Origin of the sequence: Micromonospora sp. LA-10 (assembly GCF_051853095.1) — a bacterium.
GTDB classification, from domain to species: domain Bacteria; phylum Actinomycetota; class Actinomycetes; order Mycobacteriales; family Micromonosporaceae; genus Micromonospora; species Micromonospora echinospora_A.
This window is the reverse complement of sequence record NZ_CP195710.1, coordinates 6,181,053-6,207,676: the sequence shown is the minus strand read 5'-3', so window position 1 is coordinate 6,207,676 and position 26,624 is coordinate 6,181,053. Positions and strand designations below refer to the sequence as shown.

The 26,624-nt window shown below is 72.5% G+C and carries 25 protein-coding genes; 3 read left to right on the top strand and 22 right to left on the bottom strand.

Going from position 1 to position 26,624, the window contains the following annotated elements:
* Nucleotides 1-229: 229 nt before the first annotated feature.
* The 4 genes from ACSDG8_RS28800 to ACSDG8_RS28785 all read right to left on the bottom strand — a co-directional run bounded on the left by ACSDG8_RS28800 (nucleotide 230) and on the right by ACSDG8_RS28785 (nucleotide 5,252).
* Nucleotides 230-1,447: a 3-deoxy-7-phosphoheptulonate synthase gene (locus ACSDG8_RS28800; RefSeq protein ID WP_210892125.1), complete on the bottom strand. Its 1,218-nt coding sequence runs from the start codon at nucleotides 1,445-1,447 to the stop codon at nucleotides 230-232.
* 133 nt (nucleotides 1,448-1,580) lie between these two features.
* Nucleotides 1,581-3,179, bottom strand: coding sequence for an FAD-dependent monooxygenase (locus tag ACSDG8_RS28795; protein WP_210892123.1), 1,599 nt, complete (start codon nucleotides 3,177-3,179; stop codon nucleotides 1,581-1,583).
* A 61-nt stretch (nucleotides 3,180-3,240) separates the two neighbouring features.
* Complete coding sequence (locus tag ACSDG8_RS28790; RefSeq protein WP_439427420.1) at nucleotides 3,241-4,920, bottom strand: solute symporter family protein; 1,680 nt, start codon at nucleotides 4,918-4,920, stop codon at nucleotides 3,241-3,243.
* On the bottom strand, nucleotides 4,917-5,252 hold the full coding sequence (locus tag ACSDG8_RS28785; protein ID WP_210892119.1) for a DUF485 domain-containing protein: 336 nt from the start codon (nucleotides 5,250-5,252) through the stop codon (nucleotides 4,917-4,919). Before ACSDG8_RS28785 ends, ACSDG8_RS28790 begins: the two co-directional genes overlap by 4 nt.
* A gap of 194 nt (nucleotides 5,253-5,446) precedes the next feature.
* Between ACSDG8_RS28785 and ACSDG8_RS28780 the strand changes: the two genes are divergently transcribed.
* A complete protein-coding gene (locus ACSDG8_RS28780; RefSeq protein WP_210892117.1) occupies nucleotides 5,447-6,187 on the top strand; it encodes a DUF6081 family protein in 741 nt (246 codons plus the stop codon).
* On the opposite strand, the gene ACSDG8_RS28775 is transcribed toward ACSDG8_RS28780, so the two are convergent.
* The 9 genes from ACSDG8_RS28775 to ACSDG8_RS28735 are packed head-to-tail and all read right to left on the bottom strand — an operon-like array spanning nucleotide 6,180 to nucleotide 14,950.
* Nucleotides 6,180-6,881: an SDR family oxidoreductase gene (locus ACSDG8_RS28775; protein ID WP_210892115.1), complete on the bottom strand. Its 702-nt coding sequence runs from the start codon at nucleotides 6,879-6,881 to the stop codon at nucleotides 6,180-6,182. The two genes, ACSDG8_RS28780 and ACSDG8_RS28775, sit on opposite strands and share 8 nt — an antisense overlap.
* A gap of 11 nt (nucleotides 6,882-6,892) precedes the next feature.
* Entirely contained in the window at nucleotides 6,893-7,573 is a 681-nt protein-coding gene (locus ACSDG8_RS28770; RefSeq protein ID WP_210892113.1) for an isochorismatase family protein, read from the bottom strand.
* Nucleotides 7,574-7,605: 32 nt separating this feature from the next.
* Complete coding sequence (locus ACSDG8_RS28765; protein WP_210892111.1) at nucleotides 7,606-8,391, bottom strand: 2,3-dihydro-2,3-dihydroxybenzoate dehydrogenase; 786 nt, start codon at nucleotides 8,389-8,391, stop codon at nucleotides 7,606-7,608.
* The gene (locus tag ACSDG8_RS28760; RefSeq protein WP_210892109.1) at nucleotides 8,391-9,581 is read right to left on the bottom strand and encodes an FAD-dependent monooxygenase; all 1,191 of its coding nucleotides are present in this window, start codon (nucleotides 9,579-9,581) and stop codon (nucleotides 8,391-8,393) included. Before ACSDG8_RS28760 ends, ACSDG8_RS28765 begins: the two co-directional genes overlap by 1 nt.
* A gap of 10 nt (nucleotides 9,582-9,591) precedes the next feature.
* Nucleotides 9,592-10,908: a phenylacetate--CoA ligase family protein gene (locus ACSDG8_RS28755; protein WP_307856098.1), complete on the bottom strand. Its 1,317-nt coding sequence runs from the start codon at nucleotides 10,906-10,908 to the stop codon at nucleotides 9,592-9,594.
* The gene (locus tag ACSDG8_RS28750; protein ID WP_210892107.1) at nucleotides 10,905-11,666 is read right to left on the bottom strand and encodes an amidohydrolase family protein; all 762 of its coding nucleotides are present in this window, start codon (nucleotides 11,664-11,666) and stop codon (nucleotides 10,905-10,907) included. The genes ACSDG8_RS28755 and ACSDG8_RS28750 overlap by 4 nt, the downstream gene beginning before the upstream one ends.
* A 25-nt stretch (nucleotides 11,667-11,691) precedes the next feature.
* Nucleotides 11,692-12,795: a 3-dehydroquinate synthase II gene (locus ACSDG8_RS28745; RefSeq protein ID WP_210892106.1), complete on the bottom strand. Its 1,104-nt coding sequence runs from the start codon at nucleotides 12,793-12,795 to the stop codon at nucleotides 11,692-11,694.
* A gap of 31 nt (nucleotides 12,796-12,826) precedes the next feature.
* A complete protein-coding gene (locus ACSDG8_RS28740; protein ID WP_210892104.1) occupies nucleotides 12,827-13,651 on the bottom strand; it encodes a 2-amino-3,7-dideoxy-D-threo-hept-6-ulosonate synthase in 825 nt (274 codons plus the stop codon).
* 15 nt (nucleotides 13,652-13,666) lie between these two features.
* Nucleotides 13,667-14,950 (bottom strand): aspartate kinase, encoded by a 1,284-nt coding sequence (locus ACSDG8_RS28735; RefSeq protein WP_210892101.1) that lies wholly within the window; start codon nucleotides 14,948-14,950, stop codon nucleotides 13,667-13,669.
* Nucleotides 14,951-15,164: 214 nt separating this feature from the next.
* On the opposite strand from ACSDG8_RS28735, the gene ACSDG8_RS28730 reads away from it, so the two are divergent.
* Nucleotides 15,165-17,153: an anthranilate synthase family protein gene (locus ACSDG8_RS28730; RefSeq protein WP_439427419.1), complete on the top strand. Its 1,989-nt coding sequence runs from the start codon at nucleotides 15,165-15,167 to the stop codon at nucleotides 17,151-17,153.
* 93 nt (nucleotides 17,154-17,246) lie between these two features.
* Nucleotides 17,247-17,711, top strand: coding sequence for a DUF6069 family protein (locus tag ACSDG8_RS28725; protein WP_439427418.1), 465 nt, complete (start codon nucleotides 17,247-17,249; stop codon nucleotides 17,709-17,711).
* A 326-nt stretch (nucleotides 17,712-18,037) separates the two neighbouring features.
* Here the strand turns inward: ACSDG8_RS28725 and ACSDG8_RS28720 are convergent, their stop codons facing one another.
* The 9 genes from ACSDG8_RS28720 to ACSDG8_RS28680 form a co-directional block, all read right to left on the bottom strand.
* Entirely contained in the window at nucleotides 18,038-18,427 is a 390-nt protein-coding gene (locus tag ACSDG8_RS28720; protein WP_210892095.1) for a VOC family protein, read from the bottom strand.
* A gap of 10 nt (nucleotides 18,428-18,437) precedes the next feature.
* On the bottom strand, nucleotides 18,438-20,459 hold the full coding sequence (locus ACSDG8_RS28715) for a multicopper oxidase family protein (RefSeq protein WP_210892093.1): 2,022 nt from the start codon (nucleotides 20,457-20,459) through the stop codon (nucleotides 18,438-18,440).
* On the bottom strand, nucleotides 20,456-20,920 hold the full coding sequence (locus tag ACSDG8_RS28710; RefSeq protein ID WP_210892092.1) for a DUF6220 domain-containing protein: 465 nt from the start codon (nucleotides 20,918-20,920) through the stop codon (nucleotides 20,456-20,458). Before ACSDG8_RS28710 ends, ACSDG8_RS28715 begins: the two co-directional genes overlap by 4 nt.
* A 54-nt stretch (nucleotides 20,921-20,974) precedes the next feature.
* Nucleotides 20,975-21,370, bottom strand: a complete 396-nt coding sequence (locus ACSDG8_RS28705; RefSeq protein ID WP_247678071.1) for a DUF6223 family protein — start codon at nucleotides 21,368-21,370, stop codon at nucleotides 20,975-20,977.
* A gap of 192 nt (nucleotides 21,371-21,562) precedes the next feature.
* Entirely contained in the window at nucleotides 21,563-22,225 is a 663-nt protein-coding gene (locus ACSDG8_RS28700; protein WP_073827932.1) for a response regulator, read from the bottom strand.
* Nucleotides 22,222-23,355 carry a sensor histidine kinase gene (locus ACSDG8_RS28695; protein WP_247678070.1) on the bottom strand — a complete coding sequence of 378 codons (1,134 nt, stop codon included), beginning with the start codon at nucleotides 23,353-23,355 and terminating at the stop codon, nucleotides 22,222-22,224. Before ACSDG8_RS28695 ends, ACSDG8_RS28700 begins: the two co-directional genes overlap by 4 nt.
* A 125-nt stretch (nucleotides 23,356-23,480) precedes the next feature.
* Nucleotides 23,481-24,371 (bottom strand): aromatic prenyltransferase, encoded by an 891-nt coding sequence (locus tag ACSDG8_RS28690; RefSeq protein ID WP_439427417.1) that lies wholly within the window; start codon nucleotides 24,369-24,371, stop codon nucleotides 23,481-23,483.
* A 50-nt stretch (nucleotides 24,372-24,421) separates the two neighbouring features.
* On the bottom strand, nucleotides 24,422-25,597 hold the full coding sequence (locus ACSDG8_RS28685; RefSeq protein ID WP_210892090.1) for a hydroxymethylglutaryl-CoA synthase: 1,176 nt from the start codon (nucleotides 25,595-25,597) through the stop codon (nucleotides 24,422-24,424).
* A 2-nt stretch (nucleotides 25,598-25,599) separates the two neighbouring features.
* Entirely contained in the window at nucleotides 25,600-26,610 is a 1,011-nt protein-coding gene (locus ACSDG8_RS28680) for a hydroxymethylglutaryl-CoA reductase (RefSeq protein WP_439427416.1), read from the bottom strand.
* Between the last annotated feature and the right edge of the window lie 14 nt (nucleotides 26,611-26,624).

The following is a 26,624-nucleotide window of genomic DNA, read 5'->3' as shown; positions in this document are numbered from 1 at the left end:
TGAGGTGCGCGCGTCACCGATCGAAGGATTACACCTTCCCAGACATCATTGCGATGGGATTCCTGCTGAGCAACACCACCAGCGGTCCCGGCACGGGTAGTTGACACTACCCACGCAAGTAGTGGACGACGAACTGCGGCACGACTAGCCTGGCCGAATTTGCTCCGGCAGGTCTCCTTCTGTCAATTTTCCCGCAGTTCGGAAACGGTCGCCGCGAAGACCGGCGACGTCAGGCGGCGGCCTCCGGCCGCGCCGAAGGGCCGGGGCGCCGCGGTGCCGGCCCGACCGTCGCGGTGTCCTTGGCCCACGCCTCGATCAGCTCGGTGGCCTGGCCCGGGTTGAGCCGCGGGTCGCACAGCGAGGTGTAGTGCCGCGGCAGGTCCTCCTCGCCGGCCACCGAACCGCCGACGCACTCGGTCACGTCGGTGGCGGCGACCTCGATGTGCAGCCCGGCGGCGTGCTGCCGCTGCTGGTCGAGGATGTCGCGGAACAGCAGCGCCTCGGTGACCACGTCGGCGAGGTGGCGCGTCTTCAGGCCGACCGAGGCCTTGACGGTGTTGCCGTGCATGGGATCGCTCAGCCAGAGCACGGGGTGCCCCGCGTTCACCACCGCGCGGACGATCGGGGGCAGGGACTCCCGGATCCGGTCCCGGCCCATCCGCGGGATCAGCACGAGACGGCCCGGTTCGCGGCGCGGGTCGAGCGCCTCGCACACCCGCAGGACGTCGTCCGGGTCGGCGTCCGGCCCGATCTTGCAGCCGACCGGGTTCACCACTGTGGACAGCATCGCCACGTGCGCCTCGGCGGACCGGCGGGTCCGCTCCCCCACCCACGGCAGGTGGGTCGACGCCAGGTAGTGCTCGTCCGTGTCCGGATCCCGGCGGATCAGGCGGGACTCGTAGTCGACGACCAGGGCCTCGTGGCTCGACCAGGGCCCCTCGGTCCGCACGGCACGCCGGTTGCCCTCCCGGTGGGCGCGCAGGACCCGCTGCACCCGCTCGCTCGCCTCGTACGCCCACCACATGCGGCGCGGGTCGGCCTTGCGTGTGCCGGGCGCGGCCAGCTCGGAATTGATCATGTGGCCGCGGAAGGACGGGATGCTCAGCGCGTCGTGCCACTCCGTCGCCTGCGACCGGGGCTTGGCGAACTGCCCGGCCATCCGGCCCACCCGCAGCACGTTCTGCCCGGTGAGCTCACTGAGCCGGTCCCCCAGCCGGTCGATGACCTCGATCTTGTCCGACGTATGCCGGGGGGTGCACTCGTAGAGGCTCTCCGCGCAGTCGCCCAACTGCAGCAGGAGCCCGTCGGTCGACACCAGCTCCGACAACGCCTGCCGGAACCCCCGTACCTCCCCGGGCGGGACCAGCGGCGGGGCCGAGGCCAACGCCTGACAGGTCTCCGCGTACGCCGGGTGGTCCTGCCAGTCCGGTTGCTGGACCGCCGGCATGCCCTCCCAACGCCCGAGTGGGCTGCGTTCCGCCGTTGAACCGGATTGCTGCATCTGTCCTCCAGTCGAGAGTCAGCCGGACCGGCCGGTCGCGTGTGCGCGTGACCCGGCCGCCGGTGACGGCACGTCGCGCCTATCCGCCACCGCTTACGCGCTGGACCACGGCGTCGGGGTCCGGCGGCACGGTGTTTCCCCGCCAGGCGACGTGGTGGTCCGGCCGCAGCAGGACGAGGTCGCGTTCCCACAGCTCGCGGGCACGGGGGTCGGCCACCACGGTGTGGGTGACCGGCAGCCCCCGCGCGGCCGCCGCCGCCAGCAGCGGATCGGCGGCGCCGTCACCGGTGAAGTCCACGAGGGTGAACGAGGCCGGATCGAACCGGTCGAAGATCTGCTGCCCGTCGCTCAGCAGGAGGCTGGGCGGGCGGGCGCCGGGCCAGGTCGTCGGGGCGTACGCCCGCGGGTCGTCCGGGGGTTCCCCCGGGCCCTCCGGCCAGAGCACCGGCGAGCCGGAGTAGCGGTAGCCGAGTTCGATCCCCCGGTACTCGTTCTCGCCCCGCTCGGCGTCGAGGAAGGCCGCGACGGACGGCAGCGGGGCGCCGCCGCGCAGCAGCTCCCCCGCCCGCAGGTGCACGCCGAGGTGCCGGTGCGAGGTGTGCATGTTGCGCCGCCCCACCGGGCGACGTTCGGCGTCGTAGCTGTCGAGCAGCGCGGGGCCGCCGAAGCCCCGGAGTACCGCGGCGAGCTTCCAGGCCACGTCGACGGCGTCGCCGATGCCGGTGTTCATGCCGTACGCGCCGGTGGGGAACATCCGGTGCGCCGAGTCACCGGCGAGGAGCACCCGCCCGGCGCGGTACCGGTCGGCAAGCATGAAGCCGGGACGCCAGCGCGAGGTGAGCAGCACCTTGTCGATCCGCAGCTCGGCGCCGATCGTGTCGAGCAGGAACGCCTCCGGGTCGGCCGGCGGCTCGTCGAACTCGTTCGGGTCGACGCCGTTGACGTGCGCGGTCCAGGTGTCCACCTCGTCCTGCGCGATGATCACGTACCGGAACGCGAAGTAGTGCCAGAACCGGCCGTGCCGGTGCAGGCTGTCCAGGTCCCGGCTGGTGAAGTGCACCATGAAGGCGCCCGGCAGGCCGGGCACGTCGAAGCCCTCCTCGCCGATGCCGACGGCCCGGCGGACCTGGCTCGACGCGCCGTCGCAGCCGACGACGTACTCCGACCGCACCCGGACCTCGTCGCCGTTGTCGTCGGCGAGGACGCTGGTGACGCCCGCGTCGTCCTGGGTCAGCGAGTCGAACCGCACGCCGAGGCGCAGGTCGACCAGGGGCTCCCGCCGGCAGCGGGCCCGCAGGACCGGTTCCAGGTCGATCTGGGAGATCCGCTGGCCGGGCTCGGCCGGCTGGGTGCCGTCGTTGTGCTCGGCGATGCGGCGCCACTCCTGCGCCACCGAGGGCAGGCCCCACCTGGTGATCGGTTCACCGGCCAGGCCGGTCGACCAGATGACGTCGGCCCGGTGCTCGGGCGCGACGCCGGCGGCACGGACGTCGCCGGCGAGGCCGAACTGCCGGAGGAACTCCATGCTGCGGGCGTTGACGTAGTCCAGCTTGGGATGGACGGACGTCTCGAAGCCCTGATCGACGAGGACGCAGGCGACGCCGTGACGGGCGAGCGCCAGCGCGGTGACCATGCCGACCGGGCCCGCGCCCACGACCAGAACCGGTACCGGATCCACAGTTGCCTCCCGAGGGGGGTGTGGGGCGGCGGAGGGGGCCGCCCCACACCGTTGCGGATGTTCAGCTGACCGGGCTGGGCGCCCGGTCCTGGCGGCCGTCGCGGTCCTCGTCGTCCACGGCGGCCGGCCGCGCCGGTGCCGTGACGAGCGCTCCGGTGAGGGACCGGACCTGCATCTCGGCGAACGCGGCGTCGTCGCGCTCCCGGCTGGTGATCGAGCCGAGGAAGCCGAGCAGGAAGCCGACCGGCACCGTGATCAGCGCGGGCTCGACGTCCACGAACTTGAAGTTGAGGTCCGGGAAGATGGCGTCCGGCTCACCCGAGACGCCGTTGGAGAACAGCACCAGGAACGCGGTGAGCGCGAGGCCGCCGTAGACCGTCCACTGCAGGCCGCGGGTGTTGAAGCGGCGCCAGAACAACGCGTAGACGACGATCGGCAGGACCACCGCGCCGGCCACGTCGATCGAGGTCGGGATGAAGATGTGGGTCCGTACCGGCAGCATCACGACCGCCAGCAGGACGGAGCCGACGCCGATGATCAGGGTGTTGCGCTTGATGTCGCGCAGCTCGGCGACCGGGTCGAGCCGCCGCCCACGGAGCACGTTCAGGTCCTTGGTCACCGTCGTCACGGCGCTGTGCAGCAGCGGCGCGAAGACCCCGACGATCGTCAGGACCGCGACGCCGGCGAGCGAGCCGACCATCACCGGCCCACCCAGCTCGTCGGCGAGCTTGGGGAAGCTGATGTCGCGGTGGGCCTTGATGACGCCGATGTTGTCCCGGCCGAGGATCGCGACCGCGCCCAGCCCGACGACGGACAGGCACAGGTAGAACCCGACGATGATCATCGACGCCCACCCGGTGGACCGGCGCGCGTCCCGCCCGCTGGTCACCGCGAAGTTGCGCATGAACAGGAACGGGATCGCCGCTACCCCGACCGCGATGGCGAACAGCTTCGACAGGTGCACGAGCGTCGTCGCGCCCTCGCCGAACAGCCGGCCCGGGCCGAGCAGGTCGCTGCCGCTGGGCACCGGCGCCGCGTTGGCCTCGGCCCGCTCCAGCAGGCTGAACAGGTTCAGGTCGAAGCGGGCCAGCACCCAGGCGGTCAGCACGCCCACCACGACCACCGACAGCACCAGCTTGAACACCAGGATGCGGGTGACCCCGAGCATCCCGCCGAGGTACACGTACCCGACGGTGATCAATCCGACCACGAACACCGGGAGGACCAGGCCGACGAGGGCGTCGACGCCGAACCAGCGGTTGAAGATGAACGCGATGGCGGCCATCATGATCACCGTCAGCATGACGTACGTCAGCAGCGTCAGCACCGCCGAGGCCATCCGCGCCGGCCGTTCCCGGGTACGCACCGCGAGCAGGTCACCGAGCGTGTAGCCGCCCACGTTGCGCACCGGCCCGGCGAAGAGGAACAGCGCGAGCATGGTGCCCATCGTGAACGCGGTCATCAGCAGGATCGCGTCGTAGCCGCTGAGCGCGATGTGGCCGGTGATGATGTACATCGTCGAGTACATCAGCGGCGCGGATGCCACCGCCAGCGCGTTCTGCACCGGCCCGATCCGCCGGTCGGCCAGCAGGAAGCCGTCAGCGGTGGTGGTGCTGGCGCGCGCCGACCGGACAAGGTAGAGCACCGCGAGCGCGAGGACGATGGTGACCGGGACAGCGATCGCGGGCGTCGCCCACGTGTTGTCGACCGGGGGCGGCGGGTCGGCGAGGACGACGCTCATCGGGACGCTCCTTCCAGCTCGGCACGGATCTTCTCGCTCAGCGGATCGAGACGCGTGCGGGCGTAACGCAGGTAGAAGGCGGCGAGCGTCACCACGAAGGCGAACGACAGGAAGACGAAGAGCAGGCCCACGTTGACCGGGCCGGCCACCTTCTCCCGGAAGAAGTCCGGCGCGTAGGTGGCGAGCAGGCTGCCGAGGAACCACCATCCGAAGAAGGCGACGCTGGCCCAGAGCGTGAACGTGCTCGATCGTCGCCGTAGTTCCCTGAACTCTGCGCTGTGATGGACGGCGAGGTAGCGACCGCCGTCCGTTGCCGGAGCTGCCGTGTCCATTGCTCTCTCCCCCTGGTGAGAACGTCGCAGACGATGCGGAGATGGGTGCGGCGTCAGTCTCGGCGACCGCTCACGCTCCGGCATGGCTTAATCACGGGATTTCCGGGCGTGGGCGGCGCATTGGCGTGCCGGCTCCGGGCCGAACCGCGTGAACGGGTGATGTCCGCGCCCGGCCGGCGTCCGATGGTGACTGCATGACGTCGGCACTGAGAACCAGCGCGTGGACGTACGACGACTTCACCAGCCGCGAGCTGGACCCCGCCCGCTGGGCGATCATGTCGATCGCCGGCGCGGACGGCCGGACCCACAGGTACCAGGACCGCAACGCGCGCGTCCGTACCGGCGACGGGCGGCTGGAGCTGACCGTCGACCCGTTCACCCGCTTTCACGACACCGACCCCCGGCAGAACAACGCCAAGCAGATGTACCGGTCGGTGCGGCGCTTCGCCGTGCCGGCGGAGGGCGCGCTGACCGTCGAGGTGGAGATGGGCGTGCGGACGTACCGGCAGATCCCGCACGACCTGCTGGACGCGTTCGGCACGGTGGCGCTGTTCGACCTGGAGACCGGCGTCGTGTTCAACGCCGCCGCGACGAACGACACCGTGTACGCGACGGTCGAGCGCCTGGCGCTGCCCGGCGTGACCCAGCCGCACGAGCACTACATCCACCGGGTGGTCCTGGACGTGCCGACGGAGCCGGGCCGGGCGCACGGATACGCCATCACCTACCGGGCGCCGACGTCGGAGGTGGAGTTCCACGTCGACGGCCGGCTCGCCTACTGGGCGCGGGTCCCGGTGCCGGTGACCGGATTCCACGCCGGCATGGCGCTGTTCTCCGCCCGCGACCTGGCCCGGTACTCCCGCGAGCAGCGGGAGCACGGGCAGGGCGCGACCGGGTGGTGGGGGCCGTGGCGGATCGCCTCCGGCGTCAGATGAGCACGTCCCCGCCGTCGATGTTCAGGTTGACCCCGTTTATCGAACGGTTCGTCAGCAGGAAGTCGATCGCCTCGGTGCAGTCCTGCATGGTGACCGGCCGCCGGCTGAGCGCGCGGGTCGCGGCGGCCTCCCGCGCGGCGGGCTTGTCGCTCCAGAACGGCGTGTCGGAGACGATGCTCGGGTGCAGGGCGTTGACCCGGATCGGCGAGAGTTCCACGGCCAGGGTCCGCACCAGCGCGCTGATCCCGCCGTTGGCGGTGGTGACGGTGGTGGAGCCGGGATACGGCCGGTGGCTGGCCAGGCCGCCGAGCAGCACGACGGCGCTCTCGTCGGTCATCCGCGGGGCGAGGGCGTGCAGGACCGCCGTGTAGCCGACCAGCTTCACGGTCAGCAGCCGCGCCGCGTCGCCCGGCCGGTACGCGCGGACGGTGTTGTAGTCGCGGTCCAGCGCCGCGACCACGAGCCGGTCGACGTGCGGCACGTCGGCGAGCGCGTCCGCGATCGTCTCCGGCTCGGCCAGGTCGAGCGCGAGCCCCCGGGTCCGGCCGCCGATCTCGTCCGCGACGGTCTTGGTCCGGTCCGCCGAACGGCCGGTGATCACCACGTCGTCTCCGCGTTCGGCGCAGGACCGGGCGAAGTGCAGCCCGATCCCCGAGGTACCGCCGACGACCACGACCCGGGTCCGATCCGACATCGATGCTCTCCTCATCGTTGGGTGCTGCTCTGATCCGGACGTGCCGCGCCGGCGGCGCCCGCCAGCCCGTCCAGCACGTCCGCCGTCCACAACGGCACCGCGCAGCGGTCCGCGGCGTAGCGCAGCGCCATCAGGTGGTCCTCGCGCGACAGGTCGGCCAGCGCGTCCGCCACCAGGAACGCCTCGATGTCGCGGCTGAACGCGTCGCAGGCGGTGATCAGGCACCCCATGTGCGCGTACACGCCGCACACCACGAGCTGGTCCCGTCCCGCGCCGCGCAGTCGCTCCTCCAGGTCGCTGCGGAAGAACGCGCTGTAGCGCCACTTGGTCAGCACCGTGTCGCCCGGCTGCGGGGCGACGTCGTCGACGATGCCCCGGTCGTCCTCGGCGCTGCTCATGCCGGGGCCCCACAGGTCGTGCAGCAACCCGCGGTCCTGCCGGCTCATGCCGCCGGGCTGCGCGGTGTACAGCACCGGCACGCCGGCCGCCCGCGCAGTGGCGAGCAGCTTCGCGACGTTGGGGAGCAGCTCGGCCAGCGGTGACTCCCCGGCCGCGAACGGGCGCAGGAAGTAGCGCTGCAGGTCGTGCACCAGCACGGCGGCCCGGTCCGGGTGCGGACGCCAGGGCAGCGTGGTGCCGGGCAGGTCGCCGTCGCCGGGCATGCGGTACGGCGCGATCGGGGTCATGGCCATCGGTTCTCGCCTCCGGTTTGCGTGCGAGGGCGTCACACGTGCAGGGCCGCGCCGCCGTCGACGTACAGGTCGTGCATGGTCACGTGGCCCGCCTGGTCGGACACCAGATAGGCGACCGCCTCGGCCACGTCGCGCGGCTGGGCCAGCTTGCGCAGCGGGATGCCGACGCGGTACGCGCCCGGCGTGCCCTCGATCACCGCGCTCGCGTCGGCGCCCTCGCCGAGCATGGCCCGCAGCATGGGGGTGTCGGTGGAGCCGGGCGAGACCACGTTGCACCGGATGCCGTAGGCGGACAGCTCCAGCCCCAGGCAGCGGGTGAACTGCGCGGACGCGGCCTTGGAGGCGGCGTACGCGGCCATCTCGGTACGCGGCACCCCGGCGGCGTTCGACGCCACTGTGACGATCGCGCCACGACGGCGGTCCACCATCCGCCGCGCCACCGCCCGGGACACGTGGAACACGCCGTCGGCGTTCACCGAGAAGGTCCGGCGCCACTGCCGGTCCGACAGCTCGACGACCGGTCCGGTGTGCAGCACGCCGGCGGCGTTGACCAGGATGGCGACCGGCCCCATCTCGTCCTCGACGCGGCGCACCAGCGCGTCCACCGCCTCGCTGTCGCACACGTCGACGCAGTAGGCGCGCGCCGAGTCCCCCTCGGCGGCGAGCTTCGTCACGACTGTGGTCAGCGCCTCGGCGTTGCGGTCCACTGCCGCGACCTGCGCGCCCGCCCCGGCCAGCACACCGGCCACGGCGGCGCCGATGCCCTGCGCCGCGCCGGTGACCAGGGCGACCCTCGACTCGATTCCGGTCAGTTCCATCAGGCGCTCCCGCTGGTCGTGGTGGCTTTCTCGGCGTCGTACCCGAAGAGCCATTCGTGGCGGTCCAGGCCGGACGAGGACTGTGCGGCGACGTCCCGGCGGCGCTGGTCGGCGCCGTCGGCCAGGTGGAACATCTCGGCGTTGGCCCGGGACTGCCGCTGGATCCGGGTGGTCCGGGGCAGGCGGATCCGTTCGTAGCGGCGCAGCGCGGCGCCCAGGCCCGCCGGTTCCACGCCGGCCAGGCAGACCGCGAGCACCACCGCGTCCTCGACGGCCTGGTTCGCGCCCTGCGCCTGGAACGGCAGCATCGGGTGGGCGGCGTCGCCGATCAGGGTCACCCGTCCCGCGCTGAGCCGGTCGATGCTGTCCCGGTCGTGCAGCGCCCACCGGCCGACCCGGTCGGCCGCGGCGATCAGCCGGGTGACGTCCGGGTGCCAGCCCGCGTACGCGGCCGCGAGCTGCGCCACGTCGCCCCGGCCCGACCACGACTCCTGCCGCCAGTCGGTGGCGGGCACGGTCGCGCCGAAGCTCACCTGCCGGCCGGCGGACACCGGGTAGCAGACGCAGTGCTGGTCCGGCCCGAACCACAACTGCACCCGGGGTTCGGTGAGCAGGAACGGCACCCGCTCGGCCGGCACCAGCCCGCGGTAGATGGACTGCCCGGAGAAGCGCGGCCGGTCCGCCACGATCTGCTCCCGCGCGACCGAGTGGATGCCATCGGCGCCCACGACGAGATCCGCCGCGACCGTGGTGCCGTTGGACAGGTGCAGGTACGCCTCGTCGGCGGTCTGCGTCACGGCGGTGAGGCGGGCGCCCAGGTGCACCCGGTCCGGCGGCACCAGCGACAGCAGGCTGCTGTGCAGGTCCGCGCGGTGCACCACGTAGTACGGCGCGCCGAAGCGGCGTCCGCACGCGCTGCCCAGCGGGGTGCGTTGCAGCAACGTGCCGTCGTCCCAGCGGCGCATCTCGATGGCCTGCGGCGCGACCGCCACCGTACGCAGGCGGTCACGCAGGCCCAGCCGGTGCAGCAGCCGGGTGGCGTTCGGCGCCACCTGCACGCCCGCGCCCACCTCCATGAGCTGCTCGGCCTGCTCGTACACGTGGCAGTCGATCCCGGCCCGACGCAGGGCGGCGGCGAAGGCGAGCCCGGCGATGCCGGCGCCGGCCACGGCGACCCTCATCTGCGACATGTCGGTTCCCTCAGTAGTAGAGGAGCGCTTTGCTCCAGTCCTCGTCCGGACCGAACAGGCTGCGTGGCTTCACCACGTCCGGCATGCTGGTCAGCGCGTCGAGCGGGATCAGGGTTCCCGGCGCCAGGCCGGTGACCTCGCTGTCCACGCCGAAGGCGGCCCGGATCGCGGCGGTCAGCTCCGCCTCGGCGGCGACGCGGTGCGCGGCGGCCACCTCGATCTCGACCCGCAGCAGCGCCGGTTCCGCCTTGGCCCGCCAGAACATCACCCGGTACATCTCCGGCAGGGAGAAGACCAGCTCCTCCAGCTGGTGCTGGGTGATCGTGGTGCCGCCGACCCGGTAGCCGAACGCCGACCGGCCGAGCACCCGCACGGTGGGCAGCTTCCAGCCGCATCCGCAGTCGTCGTAGGAGACCGACACGTTGTCCTCGAGGTTGTACCGCAGCAGCGGCATCGCCTCCCGGAACAGCGGCGTGACCACGAGCTGGCCGTCGCCGTCCGCGCGGACGGTCCCGGTGCCCGGGTCGTACACCTCGAACAGCGCCCGGTCGGCCCACAGGTGCAGGCGGCCCTCGGGGCACTCCCCGGCCAGGCTGCCGGTCTCCGTCGAGCCGTACTCCTCGATGACCGGCACCCCCCACAGGCGGCTGATCCGCCGCCGGCGGGCGTCGGTCATCGGCTCGCCGCCGACGAACAGCGCGCGCAGCGCCGGGAAGTCGATGTCGGGCCGGTGCCCGGCCGCGATCGCCGCGGCGGCCCAGATCAGGCATTCCGTCGGCACCGACCAGGTGAGCGTGACGTCCAGGTCGTGCATCACCCGGACCACCCGGGCGTACGGCATCGCGAGCGACCGGTTGTCGCCGGGCACCACAGTGGCTCCGCGCAGCCGGGCGGCGGCGTGGGCGAGATGCCCGGTCAGCAGCAGCGCGTACGGCGTGCGGACCAGGAAGACGTCGTCGGCGGACATGCCGATCCACTTGCGGGCGAAGCGCTCCGCCAGGTCGGTCCAGTCCTCCGCGGTGTAGTAGGAGGGCGTGGGCTTCCCGGCGGTCCCGCTCGACTCGTGGTAGGTCGCCAGCCGTTCGCGGGGCACGGCGAGCATGCCGAAGGGGTAGTTGTCCCGCAGGTCCTGCTTGGTGGTCAGCGGCAGGTCGGCCAGGTCGGCCGGCGTCACCGGCGGGGCGCCGGACGTCAGCCGCGCCCGGTAGAACGGCGACCGGGCCGCCCAGGTGAACGTCTCCGCCAGTTGCTTCTCCTGGAGGCGCCGCAGGTCCTCGAGGCCGTGCCACTGGCCGAGCCGGGGCAGGCCCGAACTTGGCTCGCTCACCGCTTCTCCTCTCCTAGCAGTCGATGCGCGTTGTCCCAGGCGACGCGCCGCCACTGCTCCGGCGGCAGTCGCAACGCCTGGAACTTGGCCAGCTCCACGGCCGGGTGCTGCAGCGGGTACTCGGAGCCGAACACCACCCGGTCGTCGCCGAGGCGGCGCAGCGCCGCCTCGGCCACGCAGGTGTAGCCGCCGGAGGTCTCCAGCGCGATGTTCGGCTCGTCCTGGATCAGGGTCAGGGCGTAGAGGTCGATGTTGCCGATGCCGCTGTGCCCGAGCACGAAGCTCACCTGCGGGAACCGGCGGCTCAGGCCGACCAGGTCGGCCACGCCCGCGCCGGGGCGGTCCAGGCAGACCACGTACACCGGATGGTCGAACTCCGCCGCCACGGCCACCAGGTCGGCGACCCGCGGGTCGGTCAGGGCGACGCCGTGCACGGCGGGTGAGATTTCCAGGCCGCGGAACTCGGCGGCGCGGGCCCGGTACGCCTCGGCCGGCCGGTGCGGGTTGGCGAAGAAGAACGGCACCAGCCGGCCGTCGGTGCCGGCGCAGGCCGCCGCCACCGCGTCGTTGTCGGCGTCGGTTTCGACATGGCCGCCGGTGACGAGCTGGCGGGACAGCCGGTCCAGGTCGATGGTGCCGCCCGCGCACACCACCGCCCGCGCCAGCCCGCACTCGCGCAGCGCGGCGAGCAGCCGCTCCCGCGCCCCGGGCCGGGGCGCCAGGCGTACGTGGAAGTCCAGCACCGGCTGCGCGGTCATCGCCCGCTCCCCTCCCCGCCGCCCGTCACTTCTCGATGCAGAACTCGTCGATCGGGTAGCCGACGTGCCGCTTCTCCACCGGCAGGTAACCGAGCACCTTCGTGCCGGCGGTCAGCTCGGTCACGTTGAGCACGGTGCCGCCCGGCCCGAGCACGCGCACGTGCCAGTCGTCCTGGACGATGAGGTTGACCCGGGTCCCGGAGGGGGAGACCGCGTCGATCGCCAGCAGCGGACGCGTCTCAATCTTGACCCGGCCCACGGTGACGACCCGGGACTTCCCCTGCGAGTCCACGGCGAGCACCCGGCCGCCGGAGACCAGCTCGCTGAGGTAGTTGGTCCGCCCGCCGGCGGACAGCGTGTACGAGTGCAGCGCACCGGCGTTGACCCGGAACGGCCGGGTCGGCATGTACGGCAGCGGGTGCGTCTCGCTGCAGCACAGGATCATGCCGGTGGAGTGCGAGCCGACCAGGATGCCCTCGTCCAGGCGGAAGTTCGTGCACGTGTCGACGCAGGCGCGCTCGCCCATGCCGACCCGCCGGATGCCGGTGACCTCCAGCTCCACGAGCGACAGGTCCGCCGCCGTGCTCACCGCCGCGGTCCGCAGCTCGGTGGCCTCCCCCACGGCGCGGGGCGCCAGCATCACGCCGTCCGAACCGTGCTCCAGGACGCCGAAGACGATCTCCGCCTCCTCGACGTCGGCGACCTGGGTGATGATGCTGCCCTCCGCGCCCGCCGCGGCGGCCAGCACGATCTCCAGCGGGATCTTGGTGGGGTCGCGGAAGTACAGCAGGCTCCACCGGTCGTGGCGCGCGGACCGGCAGGCGTCCTCCAGGCTGTCCGCGTCGACGATCTCGACGAACCGGCCGAACTCCACGTCCGGGTACCGGGCCGCCAGCTCGGCGGGCTCGCCGTGCCGGGCCGGCTCGACGATCACCAGGTCGGCCGGTTCCAGCTTCTCCGGCAGCGCCTCGCCCTGCGGGAACAGCACCTTCTTCACCGTCGGGGGAAGCGTCTCCAGGTCGGCCGGATCGGCCGCCACGACGGCGTCCACCCGCTGATGGACCGCCTCCTCGACGATTGCCTCCTTGGCGCCGTTGACGTTACGGATGTCCAGCCAGCACAGCTTCACGGGTTTCTCCTCGGTGGACGGTCAGGGAGTCTCAGGACGTAAGGGCGAGTCGGTCGTCGACGTCGTACCGGTCCGGCACGTGCCGTGGCTCGTGCACCAGCCGGGCCACGGCGGCGGCCATCAGGCCGGGCTGCTCGGCCTGGAACACGTTGCGGCCCATGGCCATCCCGGCCACGCCGCCGCGCAGCGCGTCCGAGACGTACGCGAGCACCGTCTCGGTGTCGGCCGAGCGCGGGCCGCCGGCCACGATCAGCGGAATCGGGCAGCCGCGCACCACCTCGGCCATCTGCTCGGGCGTGCCCACGTAGTCGGTCTTGACGATGTCGGCGCCGAGGTCGGCGGCGAGCGTCGCCGCGTGCGCCACCAGCTCCGGCGCCCGGGAGTCGGTGATCTGCGGCCCGCGGGCGTACACCATCGCCAGCAGCGGGACGTTCCAGCGCTCGCACTCCCCCGCCACCGCCGCCAGGTCGGCGATCTGCCGCGCCTCCTGCGGTGAGCCCAGGTTGACGTGCACGCTGACCGCGTCGGCGCCCAGCCGCAGCGCCTCCTCCACGTGGGCGACCAGGTACTTGGCGTTCGGGTCCGGCGCGTGCCGGGTGCTCACGCTCAGGTGCACGATCAGCGACATGTCGCCGAACCAGCCGTGGTCGACGTGCCGCAGGCTGCCCTTGTGCAGCACCACGGCGTCCACGCCGGTGCCGGCGAGCTCACCGAGCAGCGAGTTCAGGTCGCCGCGGCGCAGCGGCCCGTCGGTGACGGAGTGGTCGAGCGGGACGACGAGCAGGCGTCCGTCGCCGCGCCGGAACAGTCGGCGCAGACGCAGGCCACGAGCGAACGAAGCGTTGAGTACGGCCACGGTTTCCTACCTCTCTCAGGCGGTGGCGGAACGACGGGAGGTCAGGGACGTGGCGTCCGCCGGCTCGGACCGGTCGAGGCGGAACGCGCGGTGCAGGGCTTCGACGGCGTCGACGGTGCGGTCCCGCGACACGATCACCGACAGCCGCATCTGGGAGGTGGAGATCCAGCTCGTCGAGATCCCCGCCTCGGCCAGCGCCGCCATCAGCCGGGCCGTGTGCTCGGGGCGGCTGAGCAGGCCCATGCCGACCACCGACACCTTGCCGACGTTCTCGTCGAAGTGGACCCCGCCGTCGAAGGACGCGGTGAGGTCGTGCAGCGCGGTCCGCACTGCGTCGGCCTGGCTGCGGCGGATGGTGAACCCCATCCGGAACTCGCTCTCGTGGGGTCCGGACCGGGCCACCAGGTCCGCCACCGCCCCGTGCGCGGCCAGCACCTCGAACACGTCGGGCGCCATGTCCCGGCGGCCGTCACGGCAGTGCACCAGCACGCGCACGACATCGGTGTCGTGGGTGACCGCCACCACGGCCCGCCGGGTCTCCAGCGGCCGGTCGTCCGGCCGGTCCACGACTGTCGTACCGGGCGCCTGCGACGCCGCGTTGCGCACGCGCACTTCGACCCCTTCCATGGCGGCCAGCTCGATGCATCGGGTGTGCAGGACCCGCGCGCCGGCGAACGCCATCTCCGCCATCACGCCCGGCTCGACCCACGGCAGGCAGCGGGCCGCCGGCAGGATGCGGGGATCGGCGCTGAAGACGCCGTCCACGTCGGTGTAGATCTCGCAGGCCGACGCGCGGAGCCGGGCCGCGAGCGCCACCGCCGTCGTGTCGGAGCCGCCACGCCCCAGCGTGGCGACGTCACCGGCCCGGTCGATCCCCTGGAAGCCGGTCACCACGGCGACCTCGCCCCGGGCCAGCGCCGCCTCCACCCGCGCCGCCCCGATCCGCGAGATCAGCGCGTCGCCGTGCCGGTCGGTGGTGTGGATCTCCGCCTGGTGCCCGGTCAGCGAGACGGCCGGCACGCCCAGCCCGGTCAACGCCAGCGCCATCAGCGCCGCCGACTCGGACTCGCCGACGGCCAGCAACTGGTCGAGTTCCCGGGACGGGCCCGCGGCGCCGACGTCGGCCGCCAGCCGCAGCAGGTCGTCGGTCCGGCTGCCGCGCGCCGACACGACCACAGTCACGGCCGAGCCGTCGCGCCGCGCCGCCGCGATCCGCAGGGCGGCGTGCCGAACGCGGTCGAGGGTCTGCAACGAGGTGCCCCCGTATTTCTGGACCAGTACGTCCACAGTCGTCTTCACCGCCCTCGTCGTATCGGCATTGCGGTCGACAGTAATCGCGGTCGATCTGCGTGGGCACTACTCGCCCGAGTAGTAGCCCGCCGATTCAGTCGTTCACGCCATAACGTCGGCGCGTTACCGGAAACACGTGATGCCGTCGGCGACAACACGTCATGCGCGACGCCTTTTGCCGGACGCAGTATCGACAGGCGATCTCTCAGGCAAAGGGAGCGACATGGACCGTACGGATTCGAACGTGGCCGGATTCCCGGATCTGCTGTCCGGTCTCGGCGGCGACGGGCGCGCCTTCGCCCTGCTGCACCGGCCCGGCGCGGCCGGGTGCGCGTACGTGGAGGTTCTGACCGGTGAGGTGTGCGACGTGGACACCCTCGGCGGACTGCCCCTGCCCGCCGAGCCGGCGACCGGCGCGCGGCACGACCTGCTCGTGGCGGTGCCGTACCGGCAGGTCACCGAACGGGGGTACGACTGCCACGACGACGGCGCGCCACTGCTCGCGATGCGCGTCCATGAGCAGTTCGGGCTCGACCGCGGGCAGGCGCTGGCGGGACTGCCCGAACGCGGCGTGCCGGTGACCGACGCCGACTTCGACCTCAGCGACGAGGACTACGCGGCGATCGTCAAGCGGGTGGTGGGGGACGAGATCGGGCTGGGCGCCGGATCCAACTTCGTCATCCGCCGCACGTTCACCGCGCGGCTGGCCGACTACTCGGTCGCCACGGAACTGGCGCTCTTCCGCCGGCTGCTGACCGGCGAGCTGGGTTCCTACTGGACGTTTCTGTTTCACTCCGGGGCCGGCACGTTCATCGGCGCGTCACCGGAACGGCACGTCAGCATGATCGACGGAACCGTCTCGATGAATCCCATCAGCGGGACCTACCGGCACCCCCCGAACGGCCCGGCGGTTTCCGGCCTGCTGGAATTCCTGAACGACCGGAAAGAGGCGAACGAACTCTACATGGTCGTCGACGAGGAACTGAAAATGATGGCGCGGATGTGCGCATCCGGCGGCGGCCAGGTGCACGGCCCGTTCCTCAAGGAAATGGCGCGCGTGACGCACTCCGAGTACATCCTGACCGGCCGCAGCGAGCTGGACGTGCGCGACGTGCTGCGGGAGACGCTGCTCGCGCCGACGGTCACCGGCAGCCCGATCGAGAACGCGTTCCGGGTCATCACCCGCCACGAGACGACCGGCCGCGGCTACTACGGCGGCGTGCTCGCGTTGATCGGCCGTGACTCGGCCGGCAGCCGTACGCTCGACTCGGCCATCATGATCCGCACCGCCGAGATCGACGGCGCGGGCACGCTCCGCCTGGGCGTCGGCGCCACCCTGGTGCGGGACTCCAAGCCGGAGTCCGAGGTGGCCGAGACGCGGGCCAAGGCGGGCGCCATGCGCGCCGCGCTCGGCCTCGGCGTCGACCCGGACGGCCCGGACGGCGGGCGGACGACGGCCGTGCGGGCGCGTTCCTCACTGGCCACCGACCCCCGGGTACGGCGGGCGCTGCGCGAGCGCAACACCACACTGTCGAGGTTCTGGCTCGACGGTGCGGAGCGGCGAACCCCGAACCCGGCGCTGACCGGGCGTCGCGTGCTCGTCGTCGACAACGAGGACACGTTCATGGCCATGCTCGACCACCAGTTGCGGGCCCTCGGGCTGCGGTCGAGCATCGCCCGGTTCGACAGCCCGCTGCGGCCGGAGGGACACGACCTCGTCGTCGTCGGTCCCGGCCCCGGCGACCCGGGCGACCTGACCGACCCGCGTATGCGGACCCTGCGCGGGCTCACCCGCGACCTGCTCGCCGGGTCGGTGCCGTTCCTGTCCATCTGCCTGGGCCACCAGGTGCTCGCCGCCGAACTGGGGTTCCCCCTCGCCCGGCGCGCGGTGCCCAACCAGGGTGTGCAGAAGCGGATCGACCTGTTCGGCCGGCCGGAACTCGTGGGTTTCTACAACACCTACACCGCCCGCTCCGCGCACGACGTGGTGGCCGGCGGCCGGCGGGGCCCGATCGAGATCAGCCGCAGCCCGGACAGCGGTGACGTGCACGCGCTGCGCGGCGCGGGATTCCGGTCCGTCCAGTTCCACCTGGAGTCCGTCCTCACCCAGCACGGTCCGCAGATCCTGGGTGACCTGCTGGTCTCCCTGCTCGCCGACGGTGCGGGCGCCGCCGCGGCCGAGGCGGCGGGACGGCGCGGAACCCGCCAGTGACGCCTGAGCGTTCAACTGTCCACGTTGACTGCCGTCGTGGCGTCCCCGCATTCTCCCGAGAACACATCGAGGCACCGGACCGGAGGCAACGCCGTGGATGAGGCCACTCCCCGCACTCCCGTCGCGGCGCGGCCCACCCGGTCGCCGGCCACCGCTCCGGTGTGGCTGGTCGGCGTGGTGGCCACCCTCGCCGGGGCCGTGGCAGCGGAGGCGTTCACGCTCGCCGCGCGGGGCTTCGGCGTACCGATAGAGGCGGCCGGCGTCTGGGAGGAGCAGGCGCAGGCGATCCCGGTGGGGGCCATCGCCCGCAGCGTCGTGCTCTGGTCGATCGGCGGGATCGTCCTGGCGGTGATCGTGGCGCGGCGGGCCCGGCGGCCCGTGCGTGCCTTCGTGGCCGGCACCGTCGCGTTCACCGTGCTGTCCCTCGCCGCGCCCGCCTTCGCCCGGGACACCGCGGTGTCCACGCAGCTCGTCCTCGCCGGCACCCACGTGATCGCCGGCGCCGTGATCATCTCCATCCTGGCCGCGCGGCTCGCCGCGTCCGCCCCGAACCGGTAACCCCGGCACCACGTCGCGGCCACGGTCCCCCGTGGGTCGCGACGCGGGCGGGCCACGGAGCTGCTCCGGTACGCCGTGGAGCTGCGCTCGATGACCGCCGGCACGGACACGTTCCGCCGCGAGTTCGCCCGCCACGAGCCATGCCCACCAACCTGGCCAACCAGGCCGGTCCACCACCCACTGATCCCGCCGCCACCCTCCCGATCCCCGCGATCTTGCACTTTCGGCCCCCGCAAAAGAGGCATTCCCGGCAAGGCAAGGACGGTAAGTGCAAGATCGGCGCCGACGGTCAGGGCAGAGGGCAGGCCGTCAGGCCCGTCGGCGGCTCAGCCGCGGGCTGCGGGCTCGAACACCTCGACCAGGTTGCCCGCCGGGTCGGCGATGAGGAACTGGCGGCCGCCGGGCCCGGCCACGACGTCGCTGCGCAACGTCACGCCGGCGCGCTCCAGCCGCTCCCGTTCGGCGTCGAGGTCCTCGACGATCAGGTGGATGCGGTTGCGCCCGCACCCGGCCGCGTCCGCCGGGGTGACCCGGGCGCCCGAGCTGGTCGGCCCGGACAGCAGGAGCCGCAACGGCCCGCGCACCACGTCCGCGAAGGCCGGCGGGAACGCGGTCGACACAGTGAAACCCAGGTGGGTGGTGTAGAACTCGATCGCCGCCGACACGTCGTCGACGATGTAGCGGACGCTGGCCAGGCCGTGCAGGTCTGCGGTCATGCGAGTCCCCTCAGTGTGCGTGGCTCGTGCTGGCGAAGGGCGTGGTGACGCCGTCGTAGACGAGCCGCAGCATCATGCCCTGCTCCTGGTGCGGCAGGTTGTGGCAGTGGTTCATCCAGACACCCGGATTGTCCGCCCGGAACGCCACCTCCCACACCTCTCCGGGCCGCACGTCGAAGGTGTCCATCCACAGCGGGCTGCCGGAGTAGCGCCGGCCGTCGCGGGACAGGATCAGCACCGGATGGCCGTGCAGGTGCCACGGGTGGGTTTCGAGGCTCCGGTTGACCACTGTGAAGCGCACGACGTCTCCCTCCCGGACGAGCTGGTCGGGGACGGAGGGGTGTGCGCGACCGTCGACGGTCTGGGCGTAGGCCGGCTTTCCGTCGACCATGGCCAGGGCTCGGTCGAGGACGATGGTGAAGTGGCGGTCGGCGTCGTCGGCGTCGAACGGCACGGGCGCCGGCTCGCCGTATTCCAGCAGGTCGAACTCGGGCCACCCGGCGGTGTCCGGCAGCGGACGGTCACCGCCGCCGACGCCGGACGGGCGCAGCATGACGCCCTGGTCGGAGTCGTTGTCGAGCAGCAGCGTGACCTTGGCGTCCGGCATGGTCAGTGTGACGTCGTACCGGCCTCCGGCGGGCAGGCGGAGCCCGACCTCGCGCACCTCGCCCGGCTGGTTGAGATCGCGGCCGTCGACGGCCACCACCCGGAAGGGCGAGCCGACGACGGCGAACCAGTGCGGGTTGGAGTCGGTGTTGATCAGACGCAGCCGCACCGGCCGGCCGGGGCTGACGTCGTGGACGGCGCGGCCCTCCTGGTCGCCGAGGATCACGACGTCGTCGAACGTGTGCACCGGTAACGTCAGGTCCAGCCCGCGCTCCGCCTCCGGCCGATCCTCGCGCGGCGTCACGACGAGCGTCCCGTACAGCCCCTTGCGCACGGCGGGGTGCGACGCCTGGTGGGTGTGGTACCAGTACGTCCCCACCTGGTCCGCCTGGAACCGGTAGACGAACTCGCCGCCGGGCTGCACCGCGTGCTGCGTGGCGCCCGGCGCGCCGTCCTCGCCGCACGGCACGTCGTACCCGTGCCAGTGCACGGTGACGCCGTCCTCGATGTCGGCGTTGCGGAGCGTCACCTCGATCAGGTCGCCCTCGGTCGCGGTGATGGCCGGCCCGGGCAGCCGCCCCTCGTAGCTCCAGGCGTCGATCGGACGCCCGGACGGAATGGTCACCGTGCCCGTCCGGGCGGTGAGCACGTGGCGTCGCGCCGTGCCGCCCGCCGCCGGAGCGCCGGGGCCGCGCAGGTCCGCCACGGAGACCTTCGGGCGGGCGCCGCCGGCGTGTCCGGGGCCGCCTCCGGTGACCATCGGCTCGGGGTCACGGAAGAGCAGGCCGACGCCGGTGGCGCCGGCACCCGCCGCGACCACTCCCCCGGCCACGCCGAGGAACCGGCGGCGGGACAACGCCGAGGGCCCGGCCGCCGCCGGCGTGCGCTCCGGGGAGCCGGCCTCGGCCGCCGACGGCGACTGTTCGGGGGAGCCGGCCTCCGCGACCTGAGCGGCGGGTCGTCCGACCACCCGCGCGGTGAGCAGCGCGGCGGCGCAGACCAGGGCGACGGCGATCAGCGCGGTGCTCCACGTCAGCGGGTACCCGGCGGTGAACGTCACCACCAGGCCGGCCAGCGCGGCGAATCCGGCGGTCAGCAACGCGACCAGCGCGCCGGCCGGCAGGGCCGCTGCCGGCGACTGCCGGGCCGCGAGCAGGCGCGGGCCGGCCAGGAGCACCGCGACGAGCGCCGCGGCGCCGAGCATCGGCAGCCCCAGCAGGACCTTCTCCTGGACGAACCACCAGCCGCGGTCGGCCAGCAGCGCCACGGTGCCCAGGCGGGCGACGGTCACCAGCACCGCGGCGCCGAGGAGCGCCAACGCGATCCGGTGGCGGCCGAGAGCCGCCGTGACACCCGTTGCGAACCACGTCGCGACACCGAGCAGTGCCACGACGTGGTCCACGAGGATCCATTGGAGCGTGCTCATGACGCCGTTCGCGCCGAGTCGGCCGCCGGGCCGGTGACCGTCGTGCCCACGCCGGGCGTGCTGGTCGTGTCCGGCGCCGCCCGGACGCTGCGCAGGATGACGCGGGCGACGGCCACCATCACGAGCCCGTTGACCGCGTGCAGGCCGAACACGTACCGGCCGGCGGCCGAGTCGCCGGCCGAGTCGCCGAACGCCTTGGCGATGACCGCGATCAGGGCCTGCAGGATGCCCAGTCCGGCGACCAGGCCGGACAGGCCGATGATCCGGCCCGGCATCCGCATCACCGCGGCGGCCACCGTCAGCACGACGGCGACCAGGATGCTCCCCAGCCCCAGGATCCGATGGGGGCGGAACGCCTCCTCGGTGGCCTCGTTGCTGAACGCGCCGCTGGCGGCCAGGAAGAACTGCACCACGAGCACGAGCAGCAGGAACGCTGCCAGTCCGGCGAACACTTTGCGCATGGGACTCCCCTTCGGGTCGGTTGGGTCACCGGGGTGTTCGGTCGGCAGCGCCGGTCAGGCGGCGCGCCGGGAGCGGGTGAATGCCAGGCCGCCGACGGCGATCCCGATCAGCGCCAGCACGACTGCAACGATGGCGCCGCCACGGCCGTTGCCGCTGCCGACACCGCCGTCGGAGCCGGCCAGGGCGACAACGCCGGCGATCAGGCCGGCCGCCGCGAGCACCAGCGCTGCGATCGCGTTGCCACGACCGCCGCCGCGCCCCGCGGAGCGCAGCGCCCACCCGCCCAGGACGAGGCCGAGCAACGCGAGCGCGAGCGCCAGCACGGATCCGGCGCGGCCGGAACCACCGTCACCGTCGGCGGCCGTCACCTGCGCGGCCGCCGGTGCGACGAGTGCGAGCCCACCGAGGACGCCGGCTGCGGCGGCGGTGAGCAAACGACGGATGAACATGGAAGCCCCTTCGGCTGCGGGAACAGGCATCTGCGCCAGCGTAGGTAACGACCCCGCTACGGGTCGTCATGCCGAAGGAGACAATCGATCTACTGCGGTGACGGTATCCGCGGGCTCCGGCGTCTGCACCGGGAGCAGCCGCATACCGCGTTCGCAGCACTGCCGGGCCGGCTGACCGGCCGGTTCGCCCGGTCAGCGATTGCCGGGTGACACCAGGCCGGACTCGTAGGCGAAGACCACCAGCTGCGCGCGGTCGCGGGCCTGCAACTTTGTCATGGCGCGGTTGACGTGGGTCTTCGCGGTCAGCGGGCTGATCACCATACGATCGGCGATCTCGTCGTTGGACAGGCCCCGGGCGGCCAGCGCGACCGCCTCGCGTTCCCGGTTGGTCAGCTCCTCCATGCCGGGCGTGACGTCCGCGCAGAGCGGCTCCGACACGTACCTGTTGATCAGCATCCGGGTGATCGACGGCGCGAGCAGCGCGTCCCCGCGCGCGGCGACCCGCACGGCGTGCAGCAGGTCGTCCGGCTCGATGTCCTTGACCAGGAAGCCGGTGGCGCCGGCGCGCAGCGCGTGGAAGACGTACTCGTCGAGGCCGTAGTTGGTGAGGATGACGACGCGCACCCCGGCCAGCGCCGGGTCCGCGACGATCTGCCGGGTCGTCTCGACGCCGTCCATGACCGGCATCTGGATGTCGATCAGGGCGAGATCGGGCAGGTGCTGCCGGGCCAGCGCCAGGCCCTCCCGGCCGTTCCCGCCCTCGGCCACCACCTCGATGTCGTCCTCGGCGTCGAGGAGCGCGCGGAACCCGCTGCGCAGCAGCGGCTGGTCGTCGAGCAGCATGATCCTGATCATGGGACGCGCACCACCGGAAGCTCGGCCTGGACGGTGAAGCCGCCGCCGGTGCGGGGTTCCGCCCGCAGCCGGCCGCCCAGCGCGAGGACGCGCTCGTGCATCCCCAGCAGCCCGACGCCGGGCACCGTGACGGCGCCCGGCCGGGCCGTCCCGTCGTCGTCGATCCGGATGCTCAGCGCGTCCGGGCGGTAGTCGATCCGGACCGCGGCGGCCGCGGCGGAGGCGTGCCGGGCGGTGTTGGTGAGCGACTCCTGGACGATCCGGTACGCGGTGCGGCCCACCGCCTCCGGCACGTCCCGCTGGTCACCCTCGATGGTCAGCGTGGTGGCCAGACCGATCTTCTCGGCCCCGGCCAGCAGCTCCGGGAGGTGGTCGAGCCCGTGCGACGGGGACTTGGTCAGGTCGCGCAGCGTCTCCAGGGTCGCGCGCAGCTCCCGGGTCGCCGCCCGGCCGGCCTCCTGGATCGCCAGCAGCGACTCCGGCACCTGCTCGCCCCGCTTACGGGCCAGGTGGACCGCGACCTCCGCCTGCACCTTGATGATCGAGATCTGGTGGGTGAGCGAGTCGTGCAGCTCCCGGGCGATGTGCAGCCGCTCCTGGGTGGCGCGCAGCCGGGCGGTCTCCTCGCGGGTGCGTTCCGCCTCGTCCGCCCGCCGTTCGGCCTGCCGCAGCGCCTCACCGGCCGCCGCCGCGGCGATCAGCCAGGCCAGTTCGAGGACGCCCCGCGACTGCGCGAGCGCCTCCTTGAGGGCGCCGTCCGTGGGCGAGACCATGATCGCCAGCGGCAGCACGACGAGCAGGGCGGCGCTCGCCCCGAGCGTGACGAGCCGGTGCCCGGCCCGGACCGCCGCGTAGACCGCGAACAGGTACGCGATGGCGGGCACCCCGAAGCCGAGCGCGTTGTAGCCCACCACGCACAGCCCGGTGGCGACCAGCACGGCGACCGGGGCCCGACGACTGGCGGCAAGCGCCAGGCCGCTCGCCGCCACCAGCGCGAAGCCGAGCAGACCGAGGCCCTCGGGGGCGGGATGGTCACCGGCCAGCGCGCTGATCATCAGCACCGCCGCCACAGCCACCGCGATGACCCAGTTCTTCACCCGGGCCCACACACTGGACAGTCCAGTCGTCATATTCGCACTTTAGCGGAGCGCGCCAGTGTTGAACCCCGAGCGAACAGGCATTGATCCCGGTTCCGCCGCCCGGCGCGTTCTCCGGCCGCGTGTCACCCCGGCCGGGCGGCGGAACCGGCAGGTGTTCAAATGAAGTTCACCGCGCCCGGCTTCCATTTGTAGTGCGACTCGAGTTTGTAGTACTCCCCCTTGGGGGTCAGCGCCACGCCGTAGACGAACTTGCGGTCCCCGCCGCCGTACGGGACGCTTTTCACGAACTTCTCGATCTCCGGTTCAACGGGCACCGGAAGCGTGGTCAGGTCCGTGGTCGCCGCGGCATAGCAGATCCGCTCGATCTCCGGGGAGTCCCAGCCCAGCGTGATGTAGAGCCCGAACGCCCCGGCGCCGAGCCGGAGCATCTGCTCGCTCGGCTCGGCCATCCCGGTCCGGCGCAGCGTCGACCGGATGGTCTCCGGCTCGAAGCACTCACGCGGCACGTCGTTGAAGTAGACGTTCACGGTCCGGGCCGGGTAGTCGAATCCCAGCACGCCGACCCGGTCGTCGAGGCCGTGCCGCGTGAAGAAGTCGGCGTTCGCGGCGAGGCTGCGGGGCATCGCCGGAATGTCGGCGAGCGCCGTGGCCACCTGAAGCTCGTCCGGGGCGAAGGCCGCGTAGATCTTCTTGAAGCCGCCGACCACCCCGAAGTCGATGCCGTGGCTCTCCACCGGGCAGCGCCGGTGGACCTCGGAGAGCAGCGCGCCGATGGGGTGGTCCGTGCGCGGGGTGAGGCCCCGGGTGAGCGCCGAGGCGTACGGGTCCCGGTCGTCCGGATGCGTCCGGAACCGGCAGTCCAGCTCGCCCGCGTGACGCAGCGCGGTCGCCACCCGGAAGGCGACCACCGCCTCGGGATGGGCGAACGCGTCGCCGTACGCGGACAGGATGGGCCAGACCCGTTCGCGCGAACAGGGCACGTCCAGCTGCCGGGCCGATTCCTCGATGGTCGAGTAGAGCTCGGCCACCTCGGGATTTCCGGACATCGATCCTCCAAGCGTGGGTCGTTCGGTCAGGGCGGCCGGCGTGGCCGGTCCTATCGCGGCTCGTAGACGCGCTTGTGGCCGGAGAGCCCGGCCAGCCGGTACGGCCCGGTGGTCACCGCGGGCGCCGGATAGTCGCCGCCGTCGACCGGGAAGGCGTGTTCGTGCAGCTCCCGGTACGTCGCGTAGTCGATCTCCTGCCGTCGGTCGATCGCCGCGCGGTGCTGGTCGGGTCGCGTGTGCGCGCGGTACCCGGGCACGACGGTGCCGGCGAAGAACTCGGCGACGCTGCCGGAGCCGTAGCTGAGGAAGCCGACGGTCCGGCCGGTCAGGTCGTCGGCGGTGTCGAGCAGCGCCGCGAGCCCGAGATACATCGACGCGGTGTAGCTGTTGCCGATCTCGGCGTTGTACGCGGTGGTGTGCCCGATGGCGCCGGCGACCAGCGCGTCGTCGACGTCGCGCCCGCAGTAGTTGAGCAGGTGCCGGTGCGCCTTGTCGGCCATCCTCGGGAACGGCTGGTGATAGCAGAACGCGCCGAACTCGTCCAGGCTGCGACCGCCGCGCTCGGTGTAGTCCTTCCACGAGCCCTCCAGCGCCTGCAGGTAGGCGGAGATGGACTCGTGCCCGTCGACCAGGGCGGTGGTGCGGTAGTTCGGCCGCCAGAAGTCCATGACGTCGGCGGTGAACATGCCCGACGGGTCCTCGACGCGTACCAGCGCCGGGTCCGCGCCGACGAGCATGGCGACCGCCGCGGCGCCCTGGGTGGCCTCGCCGGGCTCGCCCAGCGCGTACTTCGACACGTCGCTGGCGATCACCAGGACCTGCTGCGACGGGTCGCGGTGCACCAGGCCGATGGCGAACTGCAGTCCCGCCGTACCGCCGTAGCAGGCCTGTTTCAGCTCGACCACCCGGGTGGCCGAGGGGAGGCCGAGCAGGGAGTGGACGTGTATCCCGGCGGCCTTCGCCTGGTCGACCGACGACTCCGTGGCGAACACGACGGTCCGGATCCGGTCGGTGCCGTGGCGGGCGACGACCGGCGCCGCGGCGGCGGCAGCCATGGTCACGATGTCCTCGTCCGGCGCGGGCACGCTCATCGCCCGCAGCCCGATGCCACGGTGGTACTTGGCCACGTCGGCGCCGTTGGTCGCGGCCAGGGTCTGGTGCGTCAGCACGTGATGCGTCGTCGCGGCGGACAGGTCGTGGATGCCGACGGCTAGTCTCTCGGCCATCGTCAGGCTCCGATCTTCGTGGTCTCGGTCGGGCGTTCCAGCAGGACGTGCGCCCGCATCAGCTCGCCGGGGTTGGTCTGCGCGGCGAGCAGGGACAGTTCGCCGCAGAGCACCGTCGCGGCCGCGATGACCGCGAGCCGGCGGGCGTTCTCCCCCGGATCACGCGAGGCGCGGCAGCCGAGCCGCTCCAGGTTCTCCTCGACGAAGCCGAGCCCCTTGCCGTTGCCGACGGTGCCCACGATCAGGTTGGGCAGCGTGCAGGAGAAGTAGAGGTCGCCGTCGCGGTCCTCGGCGACAGTCACGCCCTGGGAGCCCTCGACGATGTTCGCGGCGTCCTGGCCCGTCGCCAGGTAGAACCCGAGCAGCATGTTCGCGTAATGGGCGTTGGCCGAGCGGATACCGCCGGCGAGCAACGTGCCGATCATGTTCTTGTGCACGTTCAGCTGGGCGATCGCGGCCGCCGCCGTGTGCAGTCTCTGGTGGACGATCTCCCGCGGTACGAGCAGCTCGGTGACCACGTTCTTGCCCCGGCCGAGAATGCCGTTTATCGCGGTGGCCTTCTTGTCGGTGCAGTAGTTGCCCGAGATCGAGCCGTACGAGATTCCCGGAATGGTGTCCAGGATGTGCTTCAGCAGCGCGTCGGCGGCCAGCGTCGCCATGTTGTGCCCGGACGCGTCGCCGGTGGTGAAACTGAACCGCAGGAACAGCAGATTCGCGGTGATCTCGTGGTGGAACCCGATCAGCTCGACGAACCTGCCGCAGGTGCGCACGATGTCACGCAGTTCGTCGAACCGCGCGTCGACCTCCAGCGAGGCCAGGTAGGCGGTCTGCGCGTCCTTGGCGCGCACGAACACCGAGCGGGTCATTCGCTCGTCGACGAGCGTGGCGACGATGCCCGCCTCGACCATCCGGGAGATCTTCGCGCCCCGGCCGACGGACGGCCAGAGCGGCGACTCGTACGTGGCGAGCGGAACCTCCGTCTCGATCTGCGCCACGTTTCCCGAGATCCGCACGGGACCTACCCATT

Excerpts from the sequence above, each read along its gene's own strand:
- ACSDG8_RS28800 (WP_210892125.1), bottom strand. The coding sequence starts at position 1,447 with ATGCCGGCGGTCCAGCAACCGGACTGGCAGGACCACCCGGCGTACGCG.
- ACSDG8_RS28790 (WP_439427420.1), bottom strand. The coding sequence starts at position 4,920 with ATGAGCGTCGTCCTCGCCGACCCGCCGCCCCCGGTCGACAACACGTGG.
- ACSDG8_RS28785 (WP_210892119.1), bottom strand. The coding sequence starts at position 5,252 with ATGGACACGGCAGCTCCGGCAACGGACGGCGGTCGCTACCTCGCCGTC.
- ACSDG8_RS28780 (WP_210892117.1), top strand. The coding sequence starts at position 5,447 with ATGACGTCGGCACTGAGAACCAGCGCGTGGACGTACGACGACTTCACC.
- ACSDG8_RS28775 (WP_210892115.1), bottom strand. The coding sequence starts at position 6,881 with ATGTCGGATCGGACCCGGGTCGTGGTCGTCGGCGGTACCTCGGGGATC.
- ACSDG8_RS28770 (WP_210892113.1), bottom strand. The coding sequence starts at position 7,573 with ATGGCCATGACCCCGATCGCGCCGTACCGCATGCCCGGCGACGGCGAC.
- ACSDG8_RS28765 (WP_210892111.1), bottom strand. The coding sequence starts at position 8,391 with ATGGAACTGACCGGAATCGAGTCGAGGGTCGCCCTGGTCACCGGCGCG.
- ACSDG8_RS28760 (WP_210892109.1), bottom strand. The coding sequence starts at position 9,581 with ATGTCGCAGATGAGGGTCGCCGTGGCCGGCGCCGGCATCGCCGGGCTC.
- ACSDG8_RS28750 (WP_210892107.1), bottom strand. The coding sequence starts at position 11,666 with ATGACCGCGCAGCCGGTGCTGGACTTCCACGTACGCCTGGCGCCCCGG.
- ACSDG8_RS28730 (WP_439427419.1), top strand. The coding sequence starts at position 15,165 with ATGGACCGTACGGATTCGAACGTGGCCGGATTCCCGGATCTGCTGTCC.
- ACSDG8_RS28720 (WP_210892095.1), bottom strand. The coding sequence starts at position 18,427 with ATGACCGCAGACCTGCACGGCCTGGCCAGCGTCCGCTACATCGTCGAC.
- ACSDG8_RS28715 (WP_210892093.1), bottom strand. The coding sequence starts at position 20,459 with ATGAGCACGCTCCAATGGATCCTCGTGGACCACGTCGTGGCACTGCTC.
- ACSDG8_RS28710 (WP_210892092.1), bottom strand. The coding sequence starts at position 20,920 with ATGCGCAAAGTGTTCGCCGGACTGGCAGCGTTCCTGCTGCTCGTGCTC.
- ACSDG8_RS28705 (WP_247678071.1), bottom strand. The coding sequence starts at position 21,370 with ATGTTCATCCGTCGTTTGCTCACCGCCGCCGCAGCCGGCGTCCTCGGT.
- ACSDG8_RS28700 (WP_073827932.1), bottom strand. The coding sequence starts at position 22,225 with ATGATCAGGATCATGCTGCTCGACGACCAGCCGCTGCTGCGCAGCGGG.
- ACSDG8_RS28695 (WP_247678070.1), bottom strand. The coding sequence starts at position 23,355 with ATGACGACTGGACTGTCCAGTGTGTGGGCCCGGGTGAAGAACTGGGTC.
- ACSDG8_RS28690 (WP_439427417.1), bottom strand. The coding sequence starts at position 24,371 with ATGTCCGGAAATCCCGAGGTGGCCGAGCTCTACTCGACCATCGAGGAA.
- ACSDG8_RS28685 (WP_210892090.1), bottom strand. The coding sequence starts at position 25,597 with ATGGCCGAGAGACTAGCCGTCGGCATCCACGACCTGTCCGCCGCGACG.